This is a genomic window from Haladaptatus sp. CMSO5, assembly GCF_036689885.1.
Taxonomy (GTDB): domain Archaea; phylum Halobacteriota; class Halobacteria; order Halobacteriales; family Halococcaceae; genus QDMS2.
Window position 1 is genome coordinate 859,579 of the sequence record NZ_JBAHVW010000001.1, and the last position, 16,748, is coordinate 876,326.

General features: G+C 60.4%; 17 protein-coding genes and 4 tRNA genes. 12 read left to right on the top strand and 9 right to left on the bottom strand.

Features of this window, described 5'->3' with window-relative positions; all coding sequences use genetic code 11:
- Positions 1–62 precede the first annotated feature (62 nt).
- Both V5N12_RS04640 and V5N12_RS04645 read right to left on the bottom strand, forming a co-directional pair.
- Positions 63–1,331: a right-handed parallel beta-helix repeat-containing protein gene (locus V5N12_RS04640; protein ID WP_332897983.1), complete on the bottom strand. Its 1,269-nt coding sequence runs from the start codon at positions 1,329–1,331 to the stop codon at positions 63–65.
- An 859-nt stretch (positions 1,332–2,190) separates the two neighbouring features.
- A tRNA-Val gene (locus tag V5N12_RS04645) sits at positions 2,191–2,264 on the bottom strand.
- Positions 2,265–2,348: 84 nt separating this feature from the next.
- Here V5N12_RS04645 and V5N12_RS04650 point away from each other — a divergent pair.
- Genes V5N12_RS04650 through V5N12_RS04660 form a run of 3 tightly spaced genes read left to right on the top strand, consistent with a single transcriptional unit; the run spans position 2,349 to position 5,576 of the window.
- The gene (locus V5N12_RS04650; RefSeq protein ID WP_332897984.1) at positions 2,349–2,861 is read left to right on the top strand and encodes a DUF192 domain-containing protein; all 513 of its coding nucleotides are present in this window, start codon (positions 2,349–2,351) and stop codon (positions 2,859–2,861) included.
- Positions 2,862–2,903: 42 nt separating this feature from the next.
- Positions 2,904–4,817: an ABC transporter ATP-binding protein gene (locus V5N12_RS04655; protein ID WP_332897985.1), complete on the top strand. Its 1,914-nt coding sequence runs from the start codon at positions 2,904–2,906 to the stop codon at positions 4,815–4,817.
- Positions 4,818–4,850: 33 nt separating this feature from the next.
- Positions 4,851–5,576: a creatininase family protein gene (locus V5N12_RS04660; protein ID WP_332897986.1), complete on the top strand. Its 726-nt coding sequence runs from the start codon at positions 4,851–4,853 to the stop codon at positions 5,574–5,576.
- Here V5N12_RS04660 and V5N12_RS04665 read toward each other — a convergent pair whose 3' ends face one another.
- Positions 5,577–6,011 (bottom strand): DUF5790 family protein, encoded by a 435-nt coding sequence (locus tag V5N12_RS04665; protein ID WP_332897987.1) that lies wholly within the window; start codon positions 6,009–6,011, stop codon positions 5,577–5,579. It lies immediately after the preceding gene.
- Between the two features lie 76 nt (positions 6,012–6,087).
- The gene (locus V5N12_RS04670) at positions 6,088–6,423 is read right to left on the bottom strand and encodes a dihydroneopterin aldolase family protein (protein WP_332897988.1); all 336 of its coding nucleotides are present in this window, start codon (positions 6,421–6,423) and stop codon (positions 6,088–6,090) included.
- A gap of 97 nt (positions 6,424–6,520) precedes the next feature.
- Here V5N12_RS04670 and V5N12_RS04675 point away from each other — a divergent pair, with 97 nt between their 5' ends.
- The gene (locus tag V5N12_RS04675) at positions 6,521–7,129 is read left to right on the top strand and encodes a translation initiation factor IF-2 subunit beta (protein WP_332897989.1); all 609 of its coding nucleotides are present in this window, start codon (positions 6,521–6,523) and stop codon (positions 7,127–7,129) included.
- 61 nt (positions 7,130–7,190) lie between these two features.
- Positions 7,191–7,937: an NAD-dependent glucose-6-phosphate dehydrogenase Azf gene (azf, locus tag V5N12_RS04680; RefSeq protein ID WP_332897990.1), complete on the top strand. Its 747-nt coding sequence runs from the start codon at positions 7,191–7,193 to the stop codon at positions 7,935–7,937.
- Here azf and V5N12_RS04685 read toward each other — a convergent pair.
- Both V5N12_RS04685 and V5N12_RS04690 read right to left on the bottom strand, forming a co-directional pair.
- A complete protein-coding gene (locus V5N12_RS04685) occupies positions 7,934–8,548 on the bottom strand; it encodes a DUF309 domain-containing protein (protein ID WP_332897991.1) in 615 nt (204 codons plus the stop codon). The genes azf and V5N12_RS04685 overlap by 4 nt on opposite strands.
- A 34-nt stretch (positions 8,549–8,582) precedes the next feature.
- Positions 8,583–9,065 carry an HTH domain-containing protein gene (locus V5N12_RS04690; RefSeq protein WP_332897992.1) on the bottom strand — a complete coding sequence of 161 codons (483 nt, stop codon included), beginning with the start codon at positions 9,063–9,065 and terminating at the stop codon, positions 8,583–8,585.
- Positions 9,066–9,296: 231 nt separating this feature from the next.
- On the opposite strand from V5N12_RS04690, the gene V5N12_RS04695 reads away from it, so the two are divergent.
- On the top strand, positions 9,297–9,686 hold the full coding sequence (locus tag V5N12_RS04695) for a hypothetical protein (RefSeq protein ID WP_332897993.1): 390 nt from the start codon (positions 9,297–9,299) through the stop codon (positions 9,684–9,686).
- Positions 9,687–9,805: 119 nt separating this feature from the next.
- Here the strand turns inward: V5N12_RS04695 and V5N12_RS04700 are convergent.
- Positions 9,806–9,878 (bottom strand) — tRNA-Arg (locus V5N12_RS04700).
- 166 nt (positions 9,879–10,044) lie between these two features.
- On the opposite strand from V5N12_RS04700, the gene V5N12_RS04705 reads away from it, so the two are divergent.
- The 4 genes from V5N12_RS04705 (at position 10,045) to V5N12_RS04720 (ending at position 13,569) form a co-directional block, all read left to right on the top strand.
- Positions 10,045–10,536 carry a twin-arginine translocation signal domain-containing protein gene (locus V5N12_RS04705; RefSeq protein ID WP_332897994.1) on the top strand — a complete coding sequence of 164 codons (492 nt, stop codon included), beginning with the start codon at positions 10,045–10,047 and terminating at the stop codon, positions 10,534–10,536.
- A 133-nt stretch (positions 10,537–10,669) separates the two neighbouring features.
- Positions 10,670–12,061, top strand: coding sequence for a single-stranded DNA binding protein (locus tag V5N12_RS04710; protein WP_332897995.1), 1,392 nt, complete (start codon positions 10,670–10,672; stop codon positions 12,059–12,061).
- Between the two features lie 66 nt (positions 12,062–12,127).
- Positions 12,128–12,559, top strand: coding sequence for a histone family protein (locus V5N12_RS04715; RefSeq protein ID WP_332897996.1), 432 nt, complete (start codon positions 12,128–12,130; stop codon positions 12,557–12,559).
- Positions 12,556–13,569: a histone deacetylase family protein gene (locus V5N12_RS04720; protein WP_332897997.1), complete on the top strand. Its 1,014-nt coding sequence runs from the start codon at positions 12,556–12,558 to the stop codon at positions 13,567–13,569. Before V5N12_RS04715 ends, V5N12_RS04720 begins: the two co-directional genes overlap by 4 nt.
- On the opposite strand, the gene cca is transcribed toward V5N12_RS04720, so the two are convergent.
- Complete coding sequence (gene cca / locus V5N12_RS04725; protein WP_332897998.1) at positions 13,548–14,909, bottom strand: CCA tRNA nucleotidyltransferase; 1,362 nt, start codon at positions 14,907–14,909, stop codon at positions 13,548–13,550. The two genes, V5N12_RS04720 and cca, sit on opposite strands and share 22 nt — an antisense overlap.
- A 99-nt stretch (positions 14,910–15,008) precedes the next feature.
- Between cca and V5N12_RS04730 the strand changes: the two genes are divergently transcribed.
- Positions 15,009–15,111, top strand: a tRNA-Asn gene (locus V5N12_RS04730).
- 289 nt (positions 15,112–15,400) lie between these two features.
- Positions 15,401–15,475, top strand: a tRNA-Ile gene (locus V5N12_RS04735).
- A 289-nt stretch (positions 15,476–15,764) separates the two neighbouring features.
- Here V5N12_RS04735 and V5N12_RS04740 read toward each other — a convergent pair.
- Positions 15,765–16,718, bottom strand: coding sequence for a 3-hydroxyacyl-CoA dehydrogenase family protein (locus V5N12_RS04740; protein WP_332897999.1), 954 nt, complete (start codon positions 16,716–16,718; stop codon positions 15,765–15,767).
- Positions 16,719–16,748 lie beyond the last annotated feature (30 nt).

Sequence of the window (16,748 nt, forward strand, 5' to 3'; positions counted from 1 at the left end):
AAACAACTCTGGACACGGCACCTTATTATCTGGTTACTAAATTGACAGACGAAGTGACCGATTTACGCCTCAGCGGTGGCGTCGAAAACCGGCGATTCGAGCCAGCCGTCGAACTGCACACTGGCGGTGTTCGTCCCACGGCGCGCGGAGACGGCGTCACCGGAGCCGTCTGCTTCCGTGCCGCTCACGGGGTCGACGACCGTTCCTGCGGCACTTTCGTGCGAGGAGACGCCGTCAGACGACCCCCAGTAGTTGTTCGTCGCATCGACCACGTCGCTGTCGTGGTTCACGACACCGTAGGCGTGGCTATTGACGAGATCGTTCTCGTGAATCTCGACGAGTTCTGCGCCCTCGCCGCCCGCGCCACAGAGTGCCGTCTCGTGGATTTCGATGCCGATGTTGTTACTGGCAAATCGGTTGCGCTCGATGGTCATCGAATCACTGACCGAACGCACTTCGATACCGTGGACGTTGTCGGTGAGGATGTTCCGCTTTACGACGTGGTCGCCGCCGTTGAGCTGGATGCCGCCGCCCGCCATGTCGATGCCCTCGCCGCTTCCGACCAGCGTGTTCTCTTCTATGGTCTGGCCGGTTGCACTCGCGGTGATGGCAAACTCGGTCGCGCCGATGATGTGGTTGTCGTGGACGTAGTTGTTCGAACCAGTGACGGCAATCCCGGTTTCGACGTTCTTGATGCTGTTGTCTGCAACTACGTTGTTATCGCTCCGGATGAGAAACGCCGTGCTCTGGTAGATTCTGCCGTCCGTCCGGAAGGTGTTCCCGACGATGGCGTTCCCGGGGGCATCGGGCCGCACGTCGACCGTTCCCTCCACGAACACGTTGTTCTTGATGTCGTTGTTGGACGAATCGTCAACGACGAGCGTCTCCTGAGCGAGGTGGTTCTCGCTGAAGTCGTTTCCGACCACCGTGTTCTCGTCTGCGTTGTTGAGCACGATGCCGAACATGCTGTGGGAGATGTCGTTGTTCCCAACCGTCACGTCCGTCGTGTTATCGAGGTAGATTGCTCCGGTCACGTCACCGTGTTTGAGTGTGAGGTCCTGCACGGCCCCGCCATCGACGCCGTGGAGCTGGATGCCACCACTGCGCCGTTGGACCGAGAGGTTCTCAATGGTCACGTCGGTGAGCGTCCCCTCGCCCTCGACGAGGATTGCCGCACCCTGTGCCGGGCCGTCAATCGTGTACCCTGCCCCGTCGATGGACACGTCGCTCGCGGTCACCTGCAGACACGCCTCGCGGCCCTCGTTCGAGATGTTTTGTCCAAGTCGGTACTCCCCACCGGCAGAAATCGTCTGACATTCGTCGATTGTCACGACCTCAGCCTGCGCGCCCCCGATCACGGTCCCACCCGCTGTTGTAGAAAGGAGGACGAGTAAAGTTCCAAACACTGCAGCCTGTGTTGACATAGCGGTGTAGACACAACTCAGTGGCTGAGTGTGTTTATTATGAACGCGCTAAGGCGATAAAACAACAGAAATTGGGCAAAAACGTCACTCAATCAACGTGTGAAACAACAGCAAATCCACCGCCACACCGTTTGAGCGTAGCGATTTCTCTCTTGAGTAGTAAACAGATGGGGGACCGCTGATGCAAGTGGGGGAGCATCAGCGACCCTGGGGGAAAGTGGACTCATTCGCTTACAAATGACTCCACACTGGATTTTGGGGGCCCTCCAGTTAGGCCACTTTACCATTACCTCTCTGACAACATAATCTTTTACCTTGTCTATCACGAAAGTAAGAGTTAATTGTTAACACACAGGTTTGGGACAGATGTGCAGAACTTGTTTTTTGAGTGGGATCGGGCTGGTGTGTGTCGAATCGGGCGGATTCGGACCACACGAACTTCACTCGCTTCGCTCACTCGTTCTCTACTCCGAATCGCCCTCGCGTTACACAACCGGCGCTGCTGAAAGTAGCAGCGCCAGAATTGAGTGGGCTCGGGCGGATTCGAACCACGCCCAGACGTACTCGCTTACGCTCCGTGCGTCTGGTCTGATTGAATCGCCCTCGCTTCAGAGTTCTGTCGCTCGCGGGTTTGCTCGCGACAAGAAAGATGGGCTCGGGCGGATTCGAACCAAAGCAAGACTCACTCCGTTCGCCTTGCAGGGTTCAAGAATCCGCCGACCGTCATGAATACGCGTCGCTCGAAAGTGAGCGACGCAGAAATTAATGGGCTCGGGCGGATTCGAACCACCGACCTCGGCCTTGTAAAGGCCACGTCATAACCAACTAGACCACGAGCCCGCACCCCAACCAAACCACTGCCCAAGAATAACAGTTACTTTCTCGTCCGGAACCCTTACCGGGTGGCCGCGCCTCCTCACAGCCATGGACCTCTCGGCTCGAACCCTCCTCAAAGGCCCAATCCCGTTTCTCATCATCGGGGTTGTCGCCCTTCTCGCGTTCAATTTCGGGCTCATCGGCCCACCCGCCCCGCCCGCAGACAGCGACTACAACTGGACGGAGGTGACGGTCACCGACGAAAGCGGCCAGCAGCTCGGCGTCGTCACCGCCCGCATCGCAGATACGCCAGCCAAACGCTACACCGGACTCTCGAACACCACCTCGATGCCCGCAGATGAGGGAATGTTGTTCACCTACGACTCGGAGGGGGAACACACCTTCGTCATGCGGGATATGGACTTCCCGCTCGACATCATTTTCGTCGATGCGAACGGGACGATTACCAAAATCTACCACGCGCCCGTCCCACCCGAGGGAACCAACAACAGCGACCTCACGCGCTATCCCGGCACGGGGCAGTACATCCTCGAAGTGAACCGGGGCTGGACGACCGACCACGGCGTTTCGGTCGGTGATACGGTCACTGTCAGTGAGTGACTGGGAATATCCTTTTCCGTCTCCCTCCCATGATTCAGGGCAATGGACGTCCCCGCAGACGAGGACGACCCCTTCGAAGCCCAGCGCGAACGCGTCGAGAACCCGATGTTGCGTCTGTTCACGCAGTACGGTAGTTCTAACAAACGCTCGTTTGCCGTCGGCCTTTTCGGAAGTGTTGTCGCTCGTGTTTTAGACCTCTTGCCCCCACTCATCCTCGCCGTCGCCATCGACGCCATCTTCTTCCAGACGGCATCGTTTAACCTCTGGCTCGTCCCCGATGCGTGGCTGCCGACCACCCGTACTGGCCAGTTGTGGTTTTCGGCTGGGATCATCGGCGTCTCCTTCTTCGGCGGCGCTGGCTTCCACTGGCTCCGCAACTGGGGATGGAACGACTTCGCCCAGAACATCCAACACGCCATCCGCACCGACACCTACGACAAGATGCAGCGGCTGAACATGGACTTCTTCGCCGACAAACAGACCGGCGAGATGATGTCCATCCTCTCGAACGACGTCAACCGCTTAGAGCGATTCTTGAACGACGGGATGAACTCCGCGTTCCGCCTCTCGGTGATGGTCGTCGGCATCGCAATCATCCTGTTTGCGATGAACTGGCAACTCGCCGTCATCGCGCTCGTTCCGGTGCCCGCAATCGCGTTTTTCACCTACAAGTTCGTCAACATCATCCAGCCGAAATACGCAGACGTGCGCTCGTCGGTCGGGAAAGTGAACTCACGGCTCGAAAACAATCTCGGCGGCATCCAAGTCATCAAGGCGAGCAACACCGAACCCTACGAATCCGACCGCGTCGATGACGTGTCGATGGACTACTTCGACGCCAACTGGGACGCCATCACGACGCGAATCAAGTTCTTCCCTGCCCTCCGCGTCCTCGCCGGCATCGGCTTCGTCATCACGTTCACTGTTGGCGGCCTCTGGGTGCTCAACGGGCCGCCCGGCCCGCTCTCTGGCACACTGAGCGCCGGGCAGTTCGTCGCGTTCATCATCTACACCCAGCGGTTCATCTGGCCGATGGCCCAGTTCGGGCAGATCATCAACATGTACCAGCGCGCCCGCGCCTCCAGCGCCCGCATCTTCGGGCTGATGGACGAACCCGCGCGCATCGAGCAGGCACCCGACGCCATCGACCTCGACATCGAAGACGGCAGCGTCGCCTACGACCACGTCACCTTCGGCTACGGCGAGGACACCATCCTCGAAGACGTGTCCGTGGACGTGGCGGGCGGCGAAACCCTCGCGCTCGTCGGCCCAACCGGTGCAGGCAAATCGACCTTCCTCAAACTCCTCCTCCGGATGTACGACGTAGACGAGGGAGCCATCACGGTGGACGACACCGACATCCGCGACGTGACCCTCTCCAGTCTCCGCAACTCGATTGGCTACGTCAGTCAGGACACGTTCCTGTTCTACGGGACGGTCATGGAGAACATCGCCTACGGCACCTTCGACGCGACTGACGAGGAAATAATCGAAGCCGCGAAAGCCGCAGAAGCCCACGATTTCATCCAGAACCTTCCGGAGGGCTACGACACGATGGTCGGCGAACGTGGCGTGAAACTCTCTGGAGGGCAACGCCAGCGCATCGCCATCGCCCGTGCCATCCTCCGCGACCCGGACATCCTCATCTTAGACGAGGCAACGAGCGACGTGGACACCGAGACGGAGATGCTCATCCAGCGCAGCCTCGACAAACTCACCGCAGACCGGACGACGTTCGCCATCGCCCACCGCCTCTCGACCATCAAGGACGCAGACCAAATCGTGGTGCTCGAAGCCGGGAAAATCGTCGAACGCGGCTCCCACGACGACCTGCTCGCCGCAGACGGCCTCTACGCCCACCTCTGGGGCGTCCAAGCCGGTGAAATCGACTCCCTCCCCGAGGAGTTCATCGAGCGCGCCGCCCGCAGACAGGCGCGAACCGAATCCACAGACTGACACATTAAGGTCAGGCAGGCACATGGGTCAGCCATGTACCTCGCCGAGGAAACGTGGACGGACGCAGACGCCCTCGACACAACTCTCGCATTGCTGCCCGTCGGCAGCACCGAACAGCACGGGCCACACGCCCCACTCGGAACCGACATCCTCACCGCAGAGGCCGTCGCCGCCGCCGGCGAAGAGGCCTACGACGATGAGGTGGTCGTCGCCCCGACCATCCCCGTCGGTATCGCCGAAGAACACCGCCAGTTCACGGGCACGCTCTGGGTCTCAGACGACACCTTCCGCCAGTACGTGCGTGAAACCGTCCAGAGCCTCGCCTCTCACGGGTGGGATCGCGTTGTCATTGTGAACGGCCACGGCGGCAACATCAACGCGCTCGCAGAAATCTGCCAGACCATCACCCGCCACGACGACGCGTTCGCCGTCCCCTTCACGTGGTTCACCGGAAACAGCGAGATGGGCCACGGCGGGCCGCTCGAAACCGCCCTGCTCCGCCACACCAACCCTGACCTCGTCCACGAAGACCGCATTGAGGAAGCCCGCGAAGGCGCAGCAGAACGGTGGGGCGACTGGACGAGTCGCGTAAACCTCGCGGTGGATTCGGCTGAATTCACAGAAAACGGCGTGGTCGGTGACCCGAGTGCAGGCGACGCAAAGCGTGGCGAGGCGCTGCTCGCGGACGCCGGAGCGGCGCTTGCAAAGCTGTTAGAGGCAGTCAGCGAGCGAGACGTGTCGCGGCCCGCCCACCGATAGTTATTCTTCCTCTTCGTCTTCTTCCTCGTCGTCCGCCTCGGCTTCCTCGCCCATCGCTTCGAGCGATTTGCGGAGCTTTGGAATCGTCGAGGTGAGGCCGCCGACCTTCTCGTGGGCGTCTTCGATGTCCTCGATGAGTTCGGTGAGTTCCTCGATTTGCTCTTCTAAGTCGTCTGCGTCCTCGAAGGCGTCCGCACGCACGCCCATCGTGTACCACTTCTTGGCGTTACGCAGGTGTTCTTCTGCGTCGCCGGGGTTCAGCGCAGAGCGCAGGGAGTTGAGCACGCCGAGGGTGTTCTCGGCTTCCACGTCCCACACGTCGTCTGCGGCGGGGAGCGACTCGTATGCTTGCTGGAGATGCGACTCGACGTCGGCCCGCATTTCGCTTGCCGCTTCGCCGAACAGTTCGTCATCGTTGAGCGTCGCTTGACTCATAGCACGGTATTCGTTGGCATTCCTTTTATACTATTGCCCGAAACTGAAAGTGAAAATCGCGTGCAGGAGGGGGGTTTCACTCGACATCGACGACGCGCATCATCGGATAGCCGTCTTCCATCGCCATACGCGTGCGCACGGTGACACCCTCGTAGGCGATGCGCATCTCCACATCCATGAACTTGCCCGTGAGTTCGGTGTAGCCGTGGTCGATGGCTGCCGCGAGGTCGGCTTTGCGGATGTCAACCGTCACGTCCTCGCAGTGAGGCTGGTTCAAGATAGCTTCCTCCATCGCGCGTGCGAGGCTGTCTGCGCTCTCGGGGCTAACCGGTGTGCCCGCGAACTGGTGGTACAGCGTGCCGAACTTGATGCCCGCCTCGAAACAGGCCGTCTCTGCGTCGGTCGGTTCCATGGCTGTGTCTCGGTGTGCGAGCAGTTTACCTCTTCGTGTGCCACCGCGCGATAACCAATCACGCAACTCCTTTACGCCCCCAACTCCTTTTCCGACCATGGACTACGAAGCCAGCTTAGATCGGGCCATGGAGTCTGTGCCCGACTTCCGGGGCAGCGAAGACCGACTTCGCGTGCCAGACGCGCAGGCGCAAAAAGACGGGGCCTTCACCCGCCTGACAAACCTGAATGCGATTGCGGACGCCCTCTCGCGCAAGCCAGAACACCTCCACAGCGCCATCCAGCGCGAGTTCGGTACCAACGGCCAAATCGACGAGAACTGGGCGCGTTACAACGGGTCGTTTTCGGCCTCTGACTTCGAGGCAGCCATCGAGAGCTACATGGAAGAGTTCGTCATCTGCTCTGAGTGTGGCCTCCCCGACACCCGCCTCACGATGGAAGGGCGCACCCAGATGCTCCGCTGTGAGGCGTGTGGTGCCTTCCGTCCGGTTGCAAAGCGCACGAAGACCACCACGACGCAGAATCGTGCCGTCTTAGAAGAGGGCAAAACGTACGAAGTCAAAATCACCGACACCGGCCGCAAGGGCGACGGCGTCGCTGAGAAAGGCAAATACACCATCTTCGTCCCCGGCGCACAGGAGGGCGACGTGGTGAACATCTACATCGAAAACATCTCTGGCACGCTGGCGTTCGCGCGGCTCGCCTAATCTGCAGACGGCTTTTCTGAATCGCACGTTACTTACTGTCCCCGCCCGGAGATGCATCTGAATGGACGACCCGGTCTTACTCACGGGCGCTGCGGGCCGCGTCGGCACGGCCATCCTGGGCGGCATTGCCGACAAGTACGAGTGGCGACTCCTCGACCGCGAACCCCCTACCGGCGAGGTCGACCACGAGTACGTCGTCGCCGACATCACGGATGAAGAGGCTATCCGAGAGGCAGTCGACGGCGTCGGCGCAATCATCCATCTCGCGGGCGACCCCCGCCCCGAGGCTCCTTGGGACAGCGTCTTACAGAACAACATCGACGGCACACAGACAATCCTCGAAGCGGCCGTGGACGCGGGCGTAGAGAAGTTCGCCTTCGCCTCCTCGAACCACGCGGTCGGCGCATTCGAGACCGACGAGCGAAAACCCGACATCTACCGCACCCACGACGAGTTCCGCCTCGACGGGACGGAACTCCCCCGCCCGAGCAACCTCTACGGCGTCAGCAAGGCCTCTGGTGAGGTGCTTGGCCGGTACTACCACGACCACTACGACATCGACGTGGTGTGCGTGCGCATCGGCAATCTCACCAAAGACCACCCGCCAATCGACTACGAGCGTGGGCAGGCGATGTGGCTCTCGTACCGTGACTGTGCGCACCTGTTCGACCGGTGTGTCGAGGCCGACTACGACTACGAAATCGTCTACGGTATCTCCGACAACGACCGAAAATACTACTCCATTGAGCGCGCGAAAGAGGTGCTCGGCTACGAGCCACAGGACAACTCCGCGCACTTCGACGACTAATCGAACAGGCCTTCAACGTCGCGTACTTTTGCGTTCCGCTGGGCGACGTGCTGGCTGAGCCGCTCGAACACGAGAGGCCGGTTCGTCTCGTTTGCAGCGAAGTCCATGACGAGCGTGATGAACTGATTCGTCTCGTTTTTCTCGATTGCTTCGCTCGCGTAGGCGACGGCCTGTGCGACGATGTCGTCATCGTACCCCAACTCGTCGGCCAGGATACGCGCGGCGATGGCGGCGGCGGGGAAGTCGAGGTGGTGGAGCTGACACGGCTCCCCGTCGTAGGTCACCACCAACGGTGCATCGAGGTCGATGCTTCTCGGTGACGTCTCTAATTTCGCTAGGTAGGCTCGAACCTCCTCGACGTTCACGCGGCGGTAGTCTGCAGGGAGGGCCGTGAGATACTCGCGTGCGCTTGCGACCAGCCCCGCCATTCCCTCCCAGTTCTCGCGTGTGGCGTGGTGAACGGCGGCGGTGAACTGAATCAGCCCGTGGAGCAGGCGCTCGTCGTCGCTGCCGGGTTCGAGTTCGAGCCATTCGTCTTCCCAGGCGTCGTGGGCGGCGTGGAACTCGCCTGCGTTGTAGATGGCGATGCCTGCTCTGAGGCTGTCATCCATACGCAAAAGACGCGAGCGAGACGGAAAAGTGTCGCTACTGACCCGCGTGCCCGGCTGCGATTAAGGGACGGTCGGTTTGCTCATCGAGCGTCGCCAGAATTTCGTCTATCGTCACGGGTGCACCTTCGTAGGCACACGGTGCAACCCCTACGAGGTCGTCGTCGTGATACTCTGCAAGCACCATGAGTGGGAGGACGATGCTCGTGTACTGGTCGCCCGTGATGGTCGAATCGATTTCTTGGACTTCGAACACCGACGACAGCGACCGGTCGTTTTGCGCTGCCCACTGCTCGAACTCCGCGATTTTTTCGAGCACCTGCTTGCCCGTGTCGGTGCGGGCGGCTTCAGTGGTGGCACACACTTCCTTGCCCCAGACTTCGATGGTGTAGTCGTCGATGGCGGCGGCGTCTTTGAGGTTCTTTAGCTGCGCGATAACGCGGTCTTGTTGCTCGCGCGCGACACCGGGTGCGAGCGAGCGGACGTATAATTCGAGTCGCGTCTCTGATTGGTTGGTCATATCCCCTTCCCCGTGGCCGGGAGTAGGCACTTCCGTTACAAATAGTTGTGTGGCCTCTGCCCAGACATTCAGACTTTGCAACATTGGCGTGATACTCCTTCCAATCGGGCGCGCTGCAGGCGATTTGCCGGGTCATCGTCACGCTGAGTGGGCAGCCAGAGTCGCCCGGTCGTTCGCGATTAACGCTACTATAGCAATGTGCTGGGCGAGAGAATCTACTCCAGACACCGCATGGCAACCCAACCATCCCGTACCCTCTCACAGGAGGGCTTTGGCTTCCGCATGGACTCGCTCACCTGGCTTCACTGGGCCACCGCCGCCCTCGCCGCGATAACCGGTCTCGTCCACGTCTACGTCTACACGCTTAACGGAACGCTGCCGTTCCTGTTCGCGGGAATCATCTTCTTCGCCGCGATTCTCGCCATGTTCTTGAACATCTATCGCCGCCTCGTCTACGCAATCGGCATCCCCTTCGTCGCCGGACAAATCGCCATCTGGCTACTTGCTGGAATGCCGTACTTTACCATTGGCGTATTCGACAAGGCCGTCCAAGTGGTCCTCCTCGTCGTGCTTGGGTACTTGTTGTACACTGGTGATTCGCCCGTTTCGAGTGAGCAATAACCAATGAAAATCAACAATTGCGTCGCTCCTCGCTATTGTGCTCGACAGAAACGTCCTGACGGAGTCTTACGCGAGCAAACGCGAGCGTAAGGCAAGTCAGGGCGCTGAATGAAATGAAGCGTCCTGACGGAGATTTGAACTCCGGTCCCTGGCTCCGCAAGCCAGGAGGATAGTCCACTACCCTATCAGGACTCATCTACACGTACCCCCGGCGGAGTTAAAGGGGTTACGATTCTCGCCCTTCTCCCGTCCGTCGATTTCGCGGGTGTGACTCACTCGCGCGCCCGGTTGTCCGATAGGTGAAAGAGCCGTTTGAACCTACCAAACGACCTTTATTACATGCGGATTACGTGCTGGTATGAACCGGCGAACATTCCTCACGTCCGTCGCGGTTGGCGGCGTTGCAGGGGTTGCAGGTTGTGTAAGTTCGACGAATCCCGGAACTGGTGGCGAGACGACGACCGACGACTCACCGACCGAACAATCACCCACGCTCACGAACAAGTCGTTCACGGTGGTGTCTGAAGACTGTGGCAACGAGGTGAGCAAGGCAAATGTTTCGTTTCAGCCAGACCAGTCACAGGTGCAGGTCTCGGGCACCATCTTCGGCCCGAGCGCGTGTTATACCGGGAAACTTGATTCCGCGACCTACGACGGCGAGTCCGATACTCTGAACATCCACGTCGTTACCGAGCAACCAGACGAGGACGCGATGTGCGCCCAGTGCATTCAGGAGATTCAGTACCAAGCGTCGATTGGCTTCGAAAATGGGTTGCCGGAAACCGTGGTCGTGACCCACACTACGGGCGGCGAAGACCACGAAGTCGCCCGCGCATCGCAGTCGGCATAGGTTCAAGACAGAAGGCGGCACAAGTGTGCGTCATGCACCCGAATTGTGACCCAACGAAATCGGCAGACGAGAGGCGTCTACTCGGCCAACGACAACGCTTAAGCGCGGCCATAACTTGGTGAATTGTACGATTATGGGCGATATTGAGGACATCTATGGGGACCTTGAGGCCGACGTCTCAGAGGAGGAGTTTCGAGAAGCAGTGGCTGCAAAGGTCGAGCAGATGGGCGGGCTTGCAGACGAGGAAACGGCAGCCATGCTCATCGCGCACGAACTCGCGGACGGCGAGGTCGAGGGCATCGCGGACATCAAGCCCGGCCAAGACGAGGTCAAGTTCCTCGCGAAGGTCATGAAAATCGGGGACCTGCGCACCTTCGAGCGCGACGGCGAGGACGAAGACGGCCGCGTCATCAACGTCGAAGTCGCAGACGAAACCGGGAGCATCCGCATCAGTTTCTGGGACGAGCAGGCAGAGGCCATCGCGAGCGACCAGCTCGAAGTCGGCACCGTGTTGCGCATCAAAGGCCGTCCGAAAGAGGGCTTCAACGGCGTCGAAGTCAGCGTCGACCAAGCAGAACCCGACGACGAGGTCGATATCGACGTCGAGGTGCTCGACACCCATACCATCGAGAAACTCTCACTCGGTCTCTCCGACGTGAACCTGCAGGGTAAAGTGCTCGACACCGGCACCGTCCGCACGTTCTCGCGTGACGACGGCTCCGAGGGACGCGTCTCGAACCTCACGCTTGGCGACCCGACCGGCCGCATCCGAATCACGCTCTGGGACGAGCAGGCTAATCGCGCCGAAGAACTCAGCGCTGGCGTGTCGGTCGAAATCGTCGATGGCTACGTTCGCGAGCGCGACGGCAGCTTAGAACTCCACGTCGGCAGCCGCGGCAAGGTCGAAGAAATCGACGAAGACATCGAGTACGTCCCCGAGTCCACGCCAATCGCTGACCTCGAAATCGGCATGAACGCGGACATCGGCGGCGTCGTCCGGTCTGCGGACCCAAAGCGCACGTTCGACCGCGACGACGGCTCCGAGGGGCAGGTTCGGAACATCCGCGTCCAAGACGCCACGGGCGACATCCGCGTCGCACTCTGGGGCGACAAAGCCGATTACGAGATTGGCCCCGGCGACGAGGTTCACCTCGCGGACGTGGAAATCAAAGACGGTTGGCAAGAGGACATGGAGGCCTCGGCTGGCTGGCGGACGACCATCTCAGTCACACAAGACACCGACCGCGAGGTCGAAACCAGTTCTTCAGACGACGCCAAAGACACGGGACTCTCTGCGTTCGCAAACGGTAACAAACCCGATACTGACGACGGCGAGTCTGACGACACAGACGGCGAAACGGTCGAGTTCACCGGGACAGTCGTCCAAGCCGGGAACCCGGTCGTCCTCGACGATGGCAAAGAGACCATGAGCGTCGAAACCTCCCAGACCGTCCAGCTCGGCCAAGAGATTACAGTTCGTGGTCAATTGCAAGACGGCCGTCTCAACGCCACAGACATCTTCTAAGCGACGCAACGCCCTGTAGCGTGACCGACGGAAACTCTTATGGGGCACTCAAACCCCTTCTGTGGTATGAGTGTAGAGCTACCGTTCGCCCCGGTAGACACCATCATACGCCGCAATGCTGGCTCCCTTCGCGTGAGCGCTGACGCCGCAGAAGAGCTTGCGCGCCGGATTCAAGGACACGGTGCGATGCTCGCGATTGACGCGGCAGAGCACGCGACGGCGGATGGTCGAAAAACCCTGATGGCACAGGATTTCGGTGTCGAACAGGCCATCGACAAGGATTCGCTGACCCTGCCGATTGCACCCGTAGACCGCATTGCACGCCTCCGCATCGACAACAAATATCGCGTGGCGATGGACGCGCGCATCGCGCTTGCCGACATCCTTGAAGACTACGCAGAGAACATCGCGCTCGCCGCCGCGACGCTCGCCCGCCACGCAAACCGCCGCACCATCAAGGCAGAAGACATCCAGACCTATTTCGAACTCTTTGAATGAAATTTGGCTACAGCGAGGTCTGTCTGGACCACGACACGGGGGTTCGCCATCCCGAGAGTCCAGACCGTCTCCGCGCGATTCGCCGCGGGCTCGCAAAACAACACGGCGTCTCGTACATCGAGGCTGACCCCGCCTCAGAAGCCGCCGTCCGCGCCGTCCACGACGACGACTACATAGACCGCGTCAAGCAGTTTTGTGCCGATGGCGGCGGCGAGTGGGACCCCGACACCATCGCCGTCGAAGCGACGTGGGACGCCGCCCTCGAGAGCGCCGGCCTCGCAGAATGGGCCGCGCGTGCCGCCCTCGACGGCGAAGACGGCCGGAATACGCCGTTCTCGATTGGCCGCCCACCGGGTCACCACGCCGTCTACGACAACGCGATGGGCTTTTGTTTCATCAACAACGCCGCCGTCGCCGCCCAGGCAGCACTCGACAGCGGTGACGCCTCCCGGGTGGCTATCTTCGACTGGGACGTCCACCACGGCAACGGCACCCAGGACATCTTCTACGACCGCGGCGATGTCCACTACTCGTCGTTTCACGAAGCCGGATTGTACCCCGGCACTGGAGAAGTCGAAGAAGTCGGTGAAGGCGACGGCAAGGGCACGACCCTCAACGCTCCGCTTCCGTCTGGAAGCGGCGATGCAGAGTACGCCGGTGCATTCGAGCAGTTGCTCGTCCCCGCCCTCACCGAGTTCAAACCAGACCTACTGCTCGTGAGTGCGGGATTCGACGCCCACGAACACGACCCCATCTCCCGAATGCGCGTCTCGACGGAAGGCTACGGCGTGCTCACCGACCGGGTTCGAACGCTTGCCTCTGACTTGGATGCCGCACTCGGTTTCGTCCTCGAAGGTGGCTACGGGCTCGACACGCTCGCAGAAAGCATCACGATGGTACACGAGGTGTTCGACGGGCGCGAACCGGTCGAACCCGAGGGCGACGCGTCAGCGCGCGCCAAACTCATCATCGACCAGGCCGTGAAGGCTCACGGTCTTGGCGAGAAGTAGCGCGCGAGCGCTTCGCCAAACTCGGCGGCGAGCGTGGCCACCTCGTCGCCAACGAGCACGTCGTACTCCTGTTCTATGTGTCGTTGGACGGTTGCCCCGAGCGCGACGTCGAAGAGCGCGTCACTCTCTAGAAACGCTTTCGCCGTCGTAAACTCCCGGTCGCGTTCGACGACGTAGCGGTCGCCGTCTACGAACGGCCCGAACACGGCAGGGTCGTCTGCGTACTTCTCGAAGAAGCCCGCTGCGTGTGCTTTGACGTGGACGGGTGGGCCTTCGTGGCGTTCGACAGCGGGTCGAGTGGCGACTTCGAGTTCAGCGAACAGCACCGCCGTGTCGGCTGCGAACGTGGCCGACCGGAGGACGTCGAATCCGCGGCGGTTCAACTCGCTTGCCATGCCATTGATAGATTTGCGCAACTGCGGGTAGAGCTGGTCTTCGACGATGTCCGGCGTCTCGAAGCGGACGGCGACCGGGACGGTTTCACGACGCTCGATGGTCGTTCGAACCTGGTCTTCTGTGAACGGGTCGGGGGCGGTGGCGACGAACAATTCTTCGCTCGGGTCAGCAAGGAACGCCCGAGCATAGTGTTGGAGGCGGGCGACGTTGTCGGGGGAGACGGCCGCCGCGACGTTGCGAAGTGGGTCGGTCGGGTCGATGACGACGAGCGGGTCGGTGAAGCTGCGTTGGCCGTGGCTCTCGGGGTCGAATTTCACCGGCGGTTTCCAGTCGGCGGCCGCTTCGAGCAACGCGAGTAGACTCCCGTATTCGAGAATCAAGAGCTCGGTGAGATACCCGGAGAAGCCCTCCGTCCGCAAATCGCTGCCGTAGACGCCGATGCCCTTCAGAAACTGTTTTGCAAGGCGCACGTCGCCCTCGAGTTCTGGCGTCAGGTGGTCGTAGAGATACGCGGTGTGAAACGGCGTTCGGTCAACGGCCGACTTGATATCAGACGCCGTCGGCACGTCGTAACACGGAACGAGGTCGACGCTGAAGCCGTCGAACTCACCTTTCGTGTAGGGATGTTCTGCGTACTCCTCGTGGCCGCCCGGGAGCACCTCCGAGCCAATCTGAAGCCCCAGTCGTTCGAGCTTCTCGCGGGGGAGGTCGGCAGGGAAACGGACGAACACGTCGATGTCTCGGTCGCCGCTAATCCACGTCCCGCGGGCGGTGCTACCGACGAGGACGGTGTCGGCCTCGACGGCGAGGTTGTCGATGGCGTCCTGCGTGCGGTCGAGGAGTGCGTCGGCTGCAGCCCGAAGCCGGGCCTGTTCGTCTGCGTCGGGTTCGACCCACTCCCGGACGCCCTTGAACACCCGCTCGTATTCGTCTCGCTCGGTCATTGAAATGGATTGACGGCGGGGTAGTGAAAGCGTGTCGATGCGAGGGAAAAAACGAAAGCCATATCATGCAACTCCCACTACCAGAAAACGCAGTCGTAAGCCGTCGTAGCTCAGATGGTAGAGCACCTCGCTGTTAAGGTTCGCAGTTCTTCTGTGGGCCGCAGACACGAGGTGGTCCCAGGTTCGAGCCCTGGCGACGGCGCTTTTCCCACTCTCAACCCGACGCGGAGTTTTATCTCCGCGTTATTCCTGAGAGTGGTGACCACGAAACTCGACAGGCTCGAATAACGAGCGAGCATCTCGAGCGAGTGGATTCGAGCCCTGGCGACGGCGCTTCTTTAACTCTCAACCCGTGAGGAACTCCTGTTCCGAACACTACAGAGAGTTGCTTTTGAAAAATTCGACACGGGGTTTCAACTCTCGTGGTTACAACCAATCCTGCCATCGCAAGCGATAGTCTAAATACGCAGACGAGAAAATTGGCCAACAGAGGGCCCTTAGCTTAGTCTGGTTAAAGCGCCCGGCTCATAACCGGGTGAGCGCTGGTTCAAATCCTGCAGGGCCCATTTGAGTGCCCGAACTATTGTGAGGGTCGAAAATGATGTACTGCAGATTTGTATCCTGCAAGATGAGTGGAGCGAATCTTGCTCTGGTTCAAATCCTGTAGGGCCCATGATTCTTCCGCGAACACTGTGAGCGGAGAATCATCTATCCCGAAGGATTTGCAGTAAGGAGCGAACGCAGTGAGCGACTGGGGTTCAAATCCTGCAGAGCCCATCAATTTTGCAACGACGGTGAGGCGCACATCGTTCCTAACTATCAACCCAACTCCTTCAGTACACACTCATTCGTCACTTAATCTTCACGTCCGCTGGTTTCGTTGCGTGCACGCTGAATGGCTGCAACGCGTTCGTCACGGCGCTGGATTGCTTCGGCGAGTGACTCTTCGTAGGTGTGGAAGCCTGCGCCAGAAGCGACGCCGGTATCGCCCGTTGCAATGCGGTCTTCGAACACGGGCCCGGCTTCAGTGGCAGTGGATAGCTCTGGGTACAGGTTATTGGCAATATCGCGGAACAGGTCTACTCCAGAGAGGTCTGCGGTCTCGAACGGGCCAACGGCGGCGGTTCTGAGGGCGTAGCCATCTCGTACCGCACGCTCTACGTCGTCGAGCGAGGCGACCCCTTCTGCGACCAGATGGGTGCACTCTCGGAGAACCGCGAACTGGATTCGGTTCCAGACGAAGCCGGGAACGTCCCGCTCGACGACGATTGGGTCGCGTCCGACTGCCTCAACGTAGTCCACTGTTCGAGCGACGGTTTCAGCGGCTGTCTGCTCGCCTCGAACAACCTCGACGAGCGGGAGCAAGTAGGGTGGGTTCCACCAGTGGCAGCCGACAAGTCGCTCGGGATTGGGAACGAACTCGCCGAGTTCGGTAATCGGAATCCCCGACGTGTTGGACGCGAGAATTGCATCGTCGGGGGCGGCTGAGGCGACGGTTTCAAGCACCTCCCGCTTGACCTCGCGACTTTCGGATACCGTCTCCAACACGAGGTTTGCGTCGGCAACGCCAGTGGCTGTCTCAAGTGTGTAGTCAATCAATTCACGGATGGTCGCGTGGTCTCCTGCCAACAAGCCCTCTCTCTGCAGAAAGGTGAGTGCATCCGTGACCGACTCGCGGGCCGTGTCGAGATTCGATTGCCGGTGGTCGATGAGCGTTGTCGACGTCCCGTGACGTGCAAATTGAACCGAGAGCCCAGCGCCCATATTGCCCGCACCAATGATTGCCACGTGTGACGGTGGATTTGCCATGTCAGTGACTGTCGCAGACGGACGATAAAG

Excerpts from the sequence above, each read along its gene's own strand:
- V5N12_RS04650 (WP_332897984.1), top strand. The coding sequence starts at position 2,349 with ATGGACCTCTCGGCTCGAACCCTCCTCAAAGGCCCAATCCCGTTTCTC.
- V5N12_RS04655 (WP_332897985.1), top strand. The coding sequence starts at position 2,904 with ATGGACGTCCCCGCAGACGAGGACGACCCCTTCGAAGCCCAGCGCGAA.
- V5N12_RS04660 (WP_332897986.1), top strand. The coding sequence starts at position 4,851 with ATGTACCTCGCCGAGGAAACGTGGACGGACGCAGACGCCCTCGACACA.
- V5N12_RS04665 (WP_332897987.1), bottom strand. The coding sequence starts at position 6,011 with ATGAGTCAAGCGACGCTCAACGATGACGAACTGTTCGGCGAAGCGGCA.
- V5N12_RS04670 (WP_332897988.1), bottom strand. The coding sequence starts at position 6,423 with ATGGAACCGACCGACGCAGAGACGGCCTGTTTCGAGGCGGGCATCAAG.
- V5N12_RS04675 (WP_332897989.1), top strand. The coding sequence starts at position 6,521 with ATGGACTACGAAGCCAGCTTAGATCGGGCCATGGAGTCTGTGCCCGAC.
- azf (WP_332897990.1), top strand. The coding sequence starts at position 7,191 with ATGGACGACCCGGTCTTACTCACGGGCGCTGCGGGCCGCGTCGGCACG.
- V5N12_RS04685 (WP_332897991.1), bottom strand. The coding sequence starts at position 8,548 with ATGGATGACAGCCTCAGAGCAGGCATCGCCATCTACAACGCAGGCGAG.
- V5N12_RS04690 (WP_332897992.1), bottom strand. The coding sequence starts at position 9,065 with ATGACCAACCAATCAGAGACGCGACTCGAATTATACGTCCGCTCGCTC.
- V5N12_RS04695 (WP_332897993.1), top strand. The coding sequence starts at position 9,297 with ATGGCAACCCAACCATCCCGTACCCTCTCACAGGAGGGCTTTGGCTTC.
- V5N12_RS04705 (WP_332897994.1), top strand. The coding sequence starts at position 10,045 with ATGAACCGGCGAACATTCCTCACGTCCGTCGCGGTTGGCGGCGTTGCA.
- V5N12_RS04710 (WP_332897995.1), top strand. The coding sequence starts at position 10,670 with ATGGGCGATATTGAGGACATCTATGGGGACCTTGAGGCCGACGTCTCA.
- V5N12_RS04715 (WP_332897996.1), top strand. The coding sequence starts at position 12,128 with ATGAGTGTAGAGCTACCGTTCGCCCCGGTAGACACCATCATACGCCGC.
- V5N12_RS04720 (WP_332897997.1), top strand. The coding sequence starts at position 12,556 with ATGAAATTTGGCTACAGCGAGGTCTGTCTGGACCACGACACGGGGGTT.
- cca (WP_332897998.1), bottom strand. The coding sequence starts at position 14,909 with ATGACCGAGCGAGACGAATACGAGCGGGTGTTCAAGGGCGTCCGGGAG.
- V5N12_RS04740 (WP_332897999.1), bottom strand. The coding sequence starts at position 16,718 with ATGGCAAATCCACCGTCACACGTGGCAATCATTGGTGCGGGCAATATG.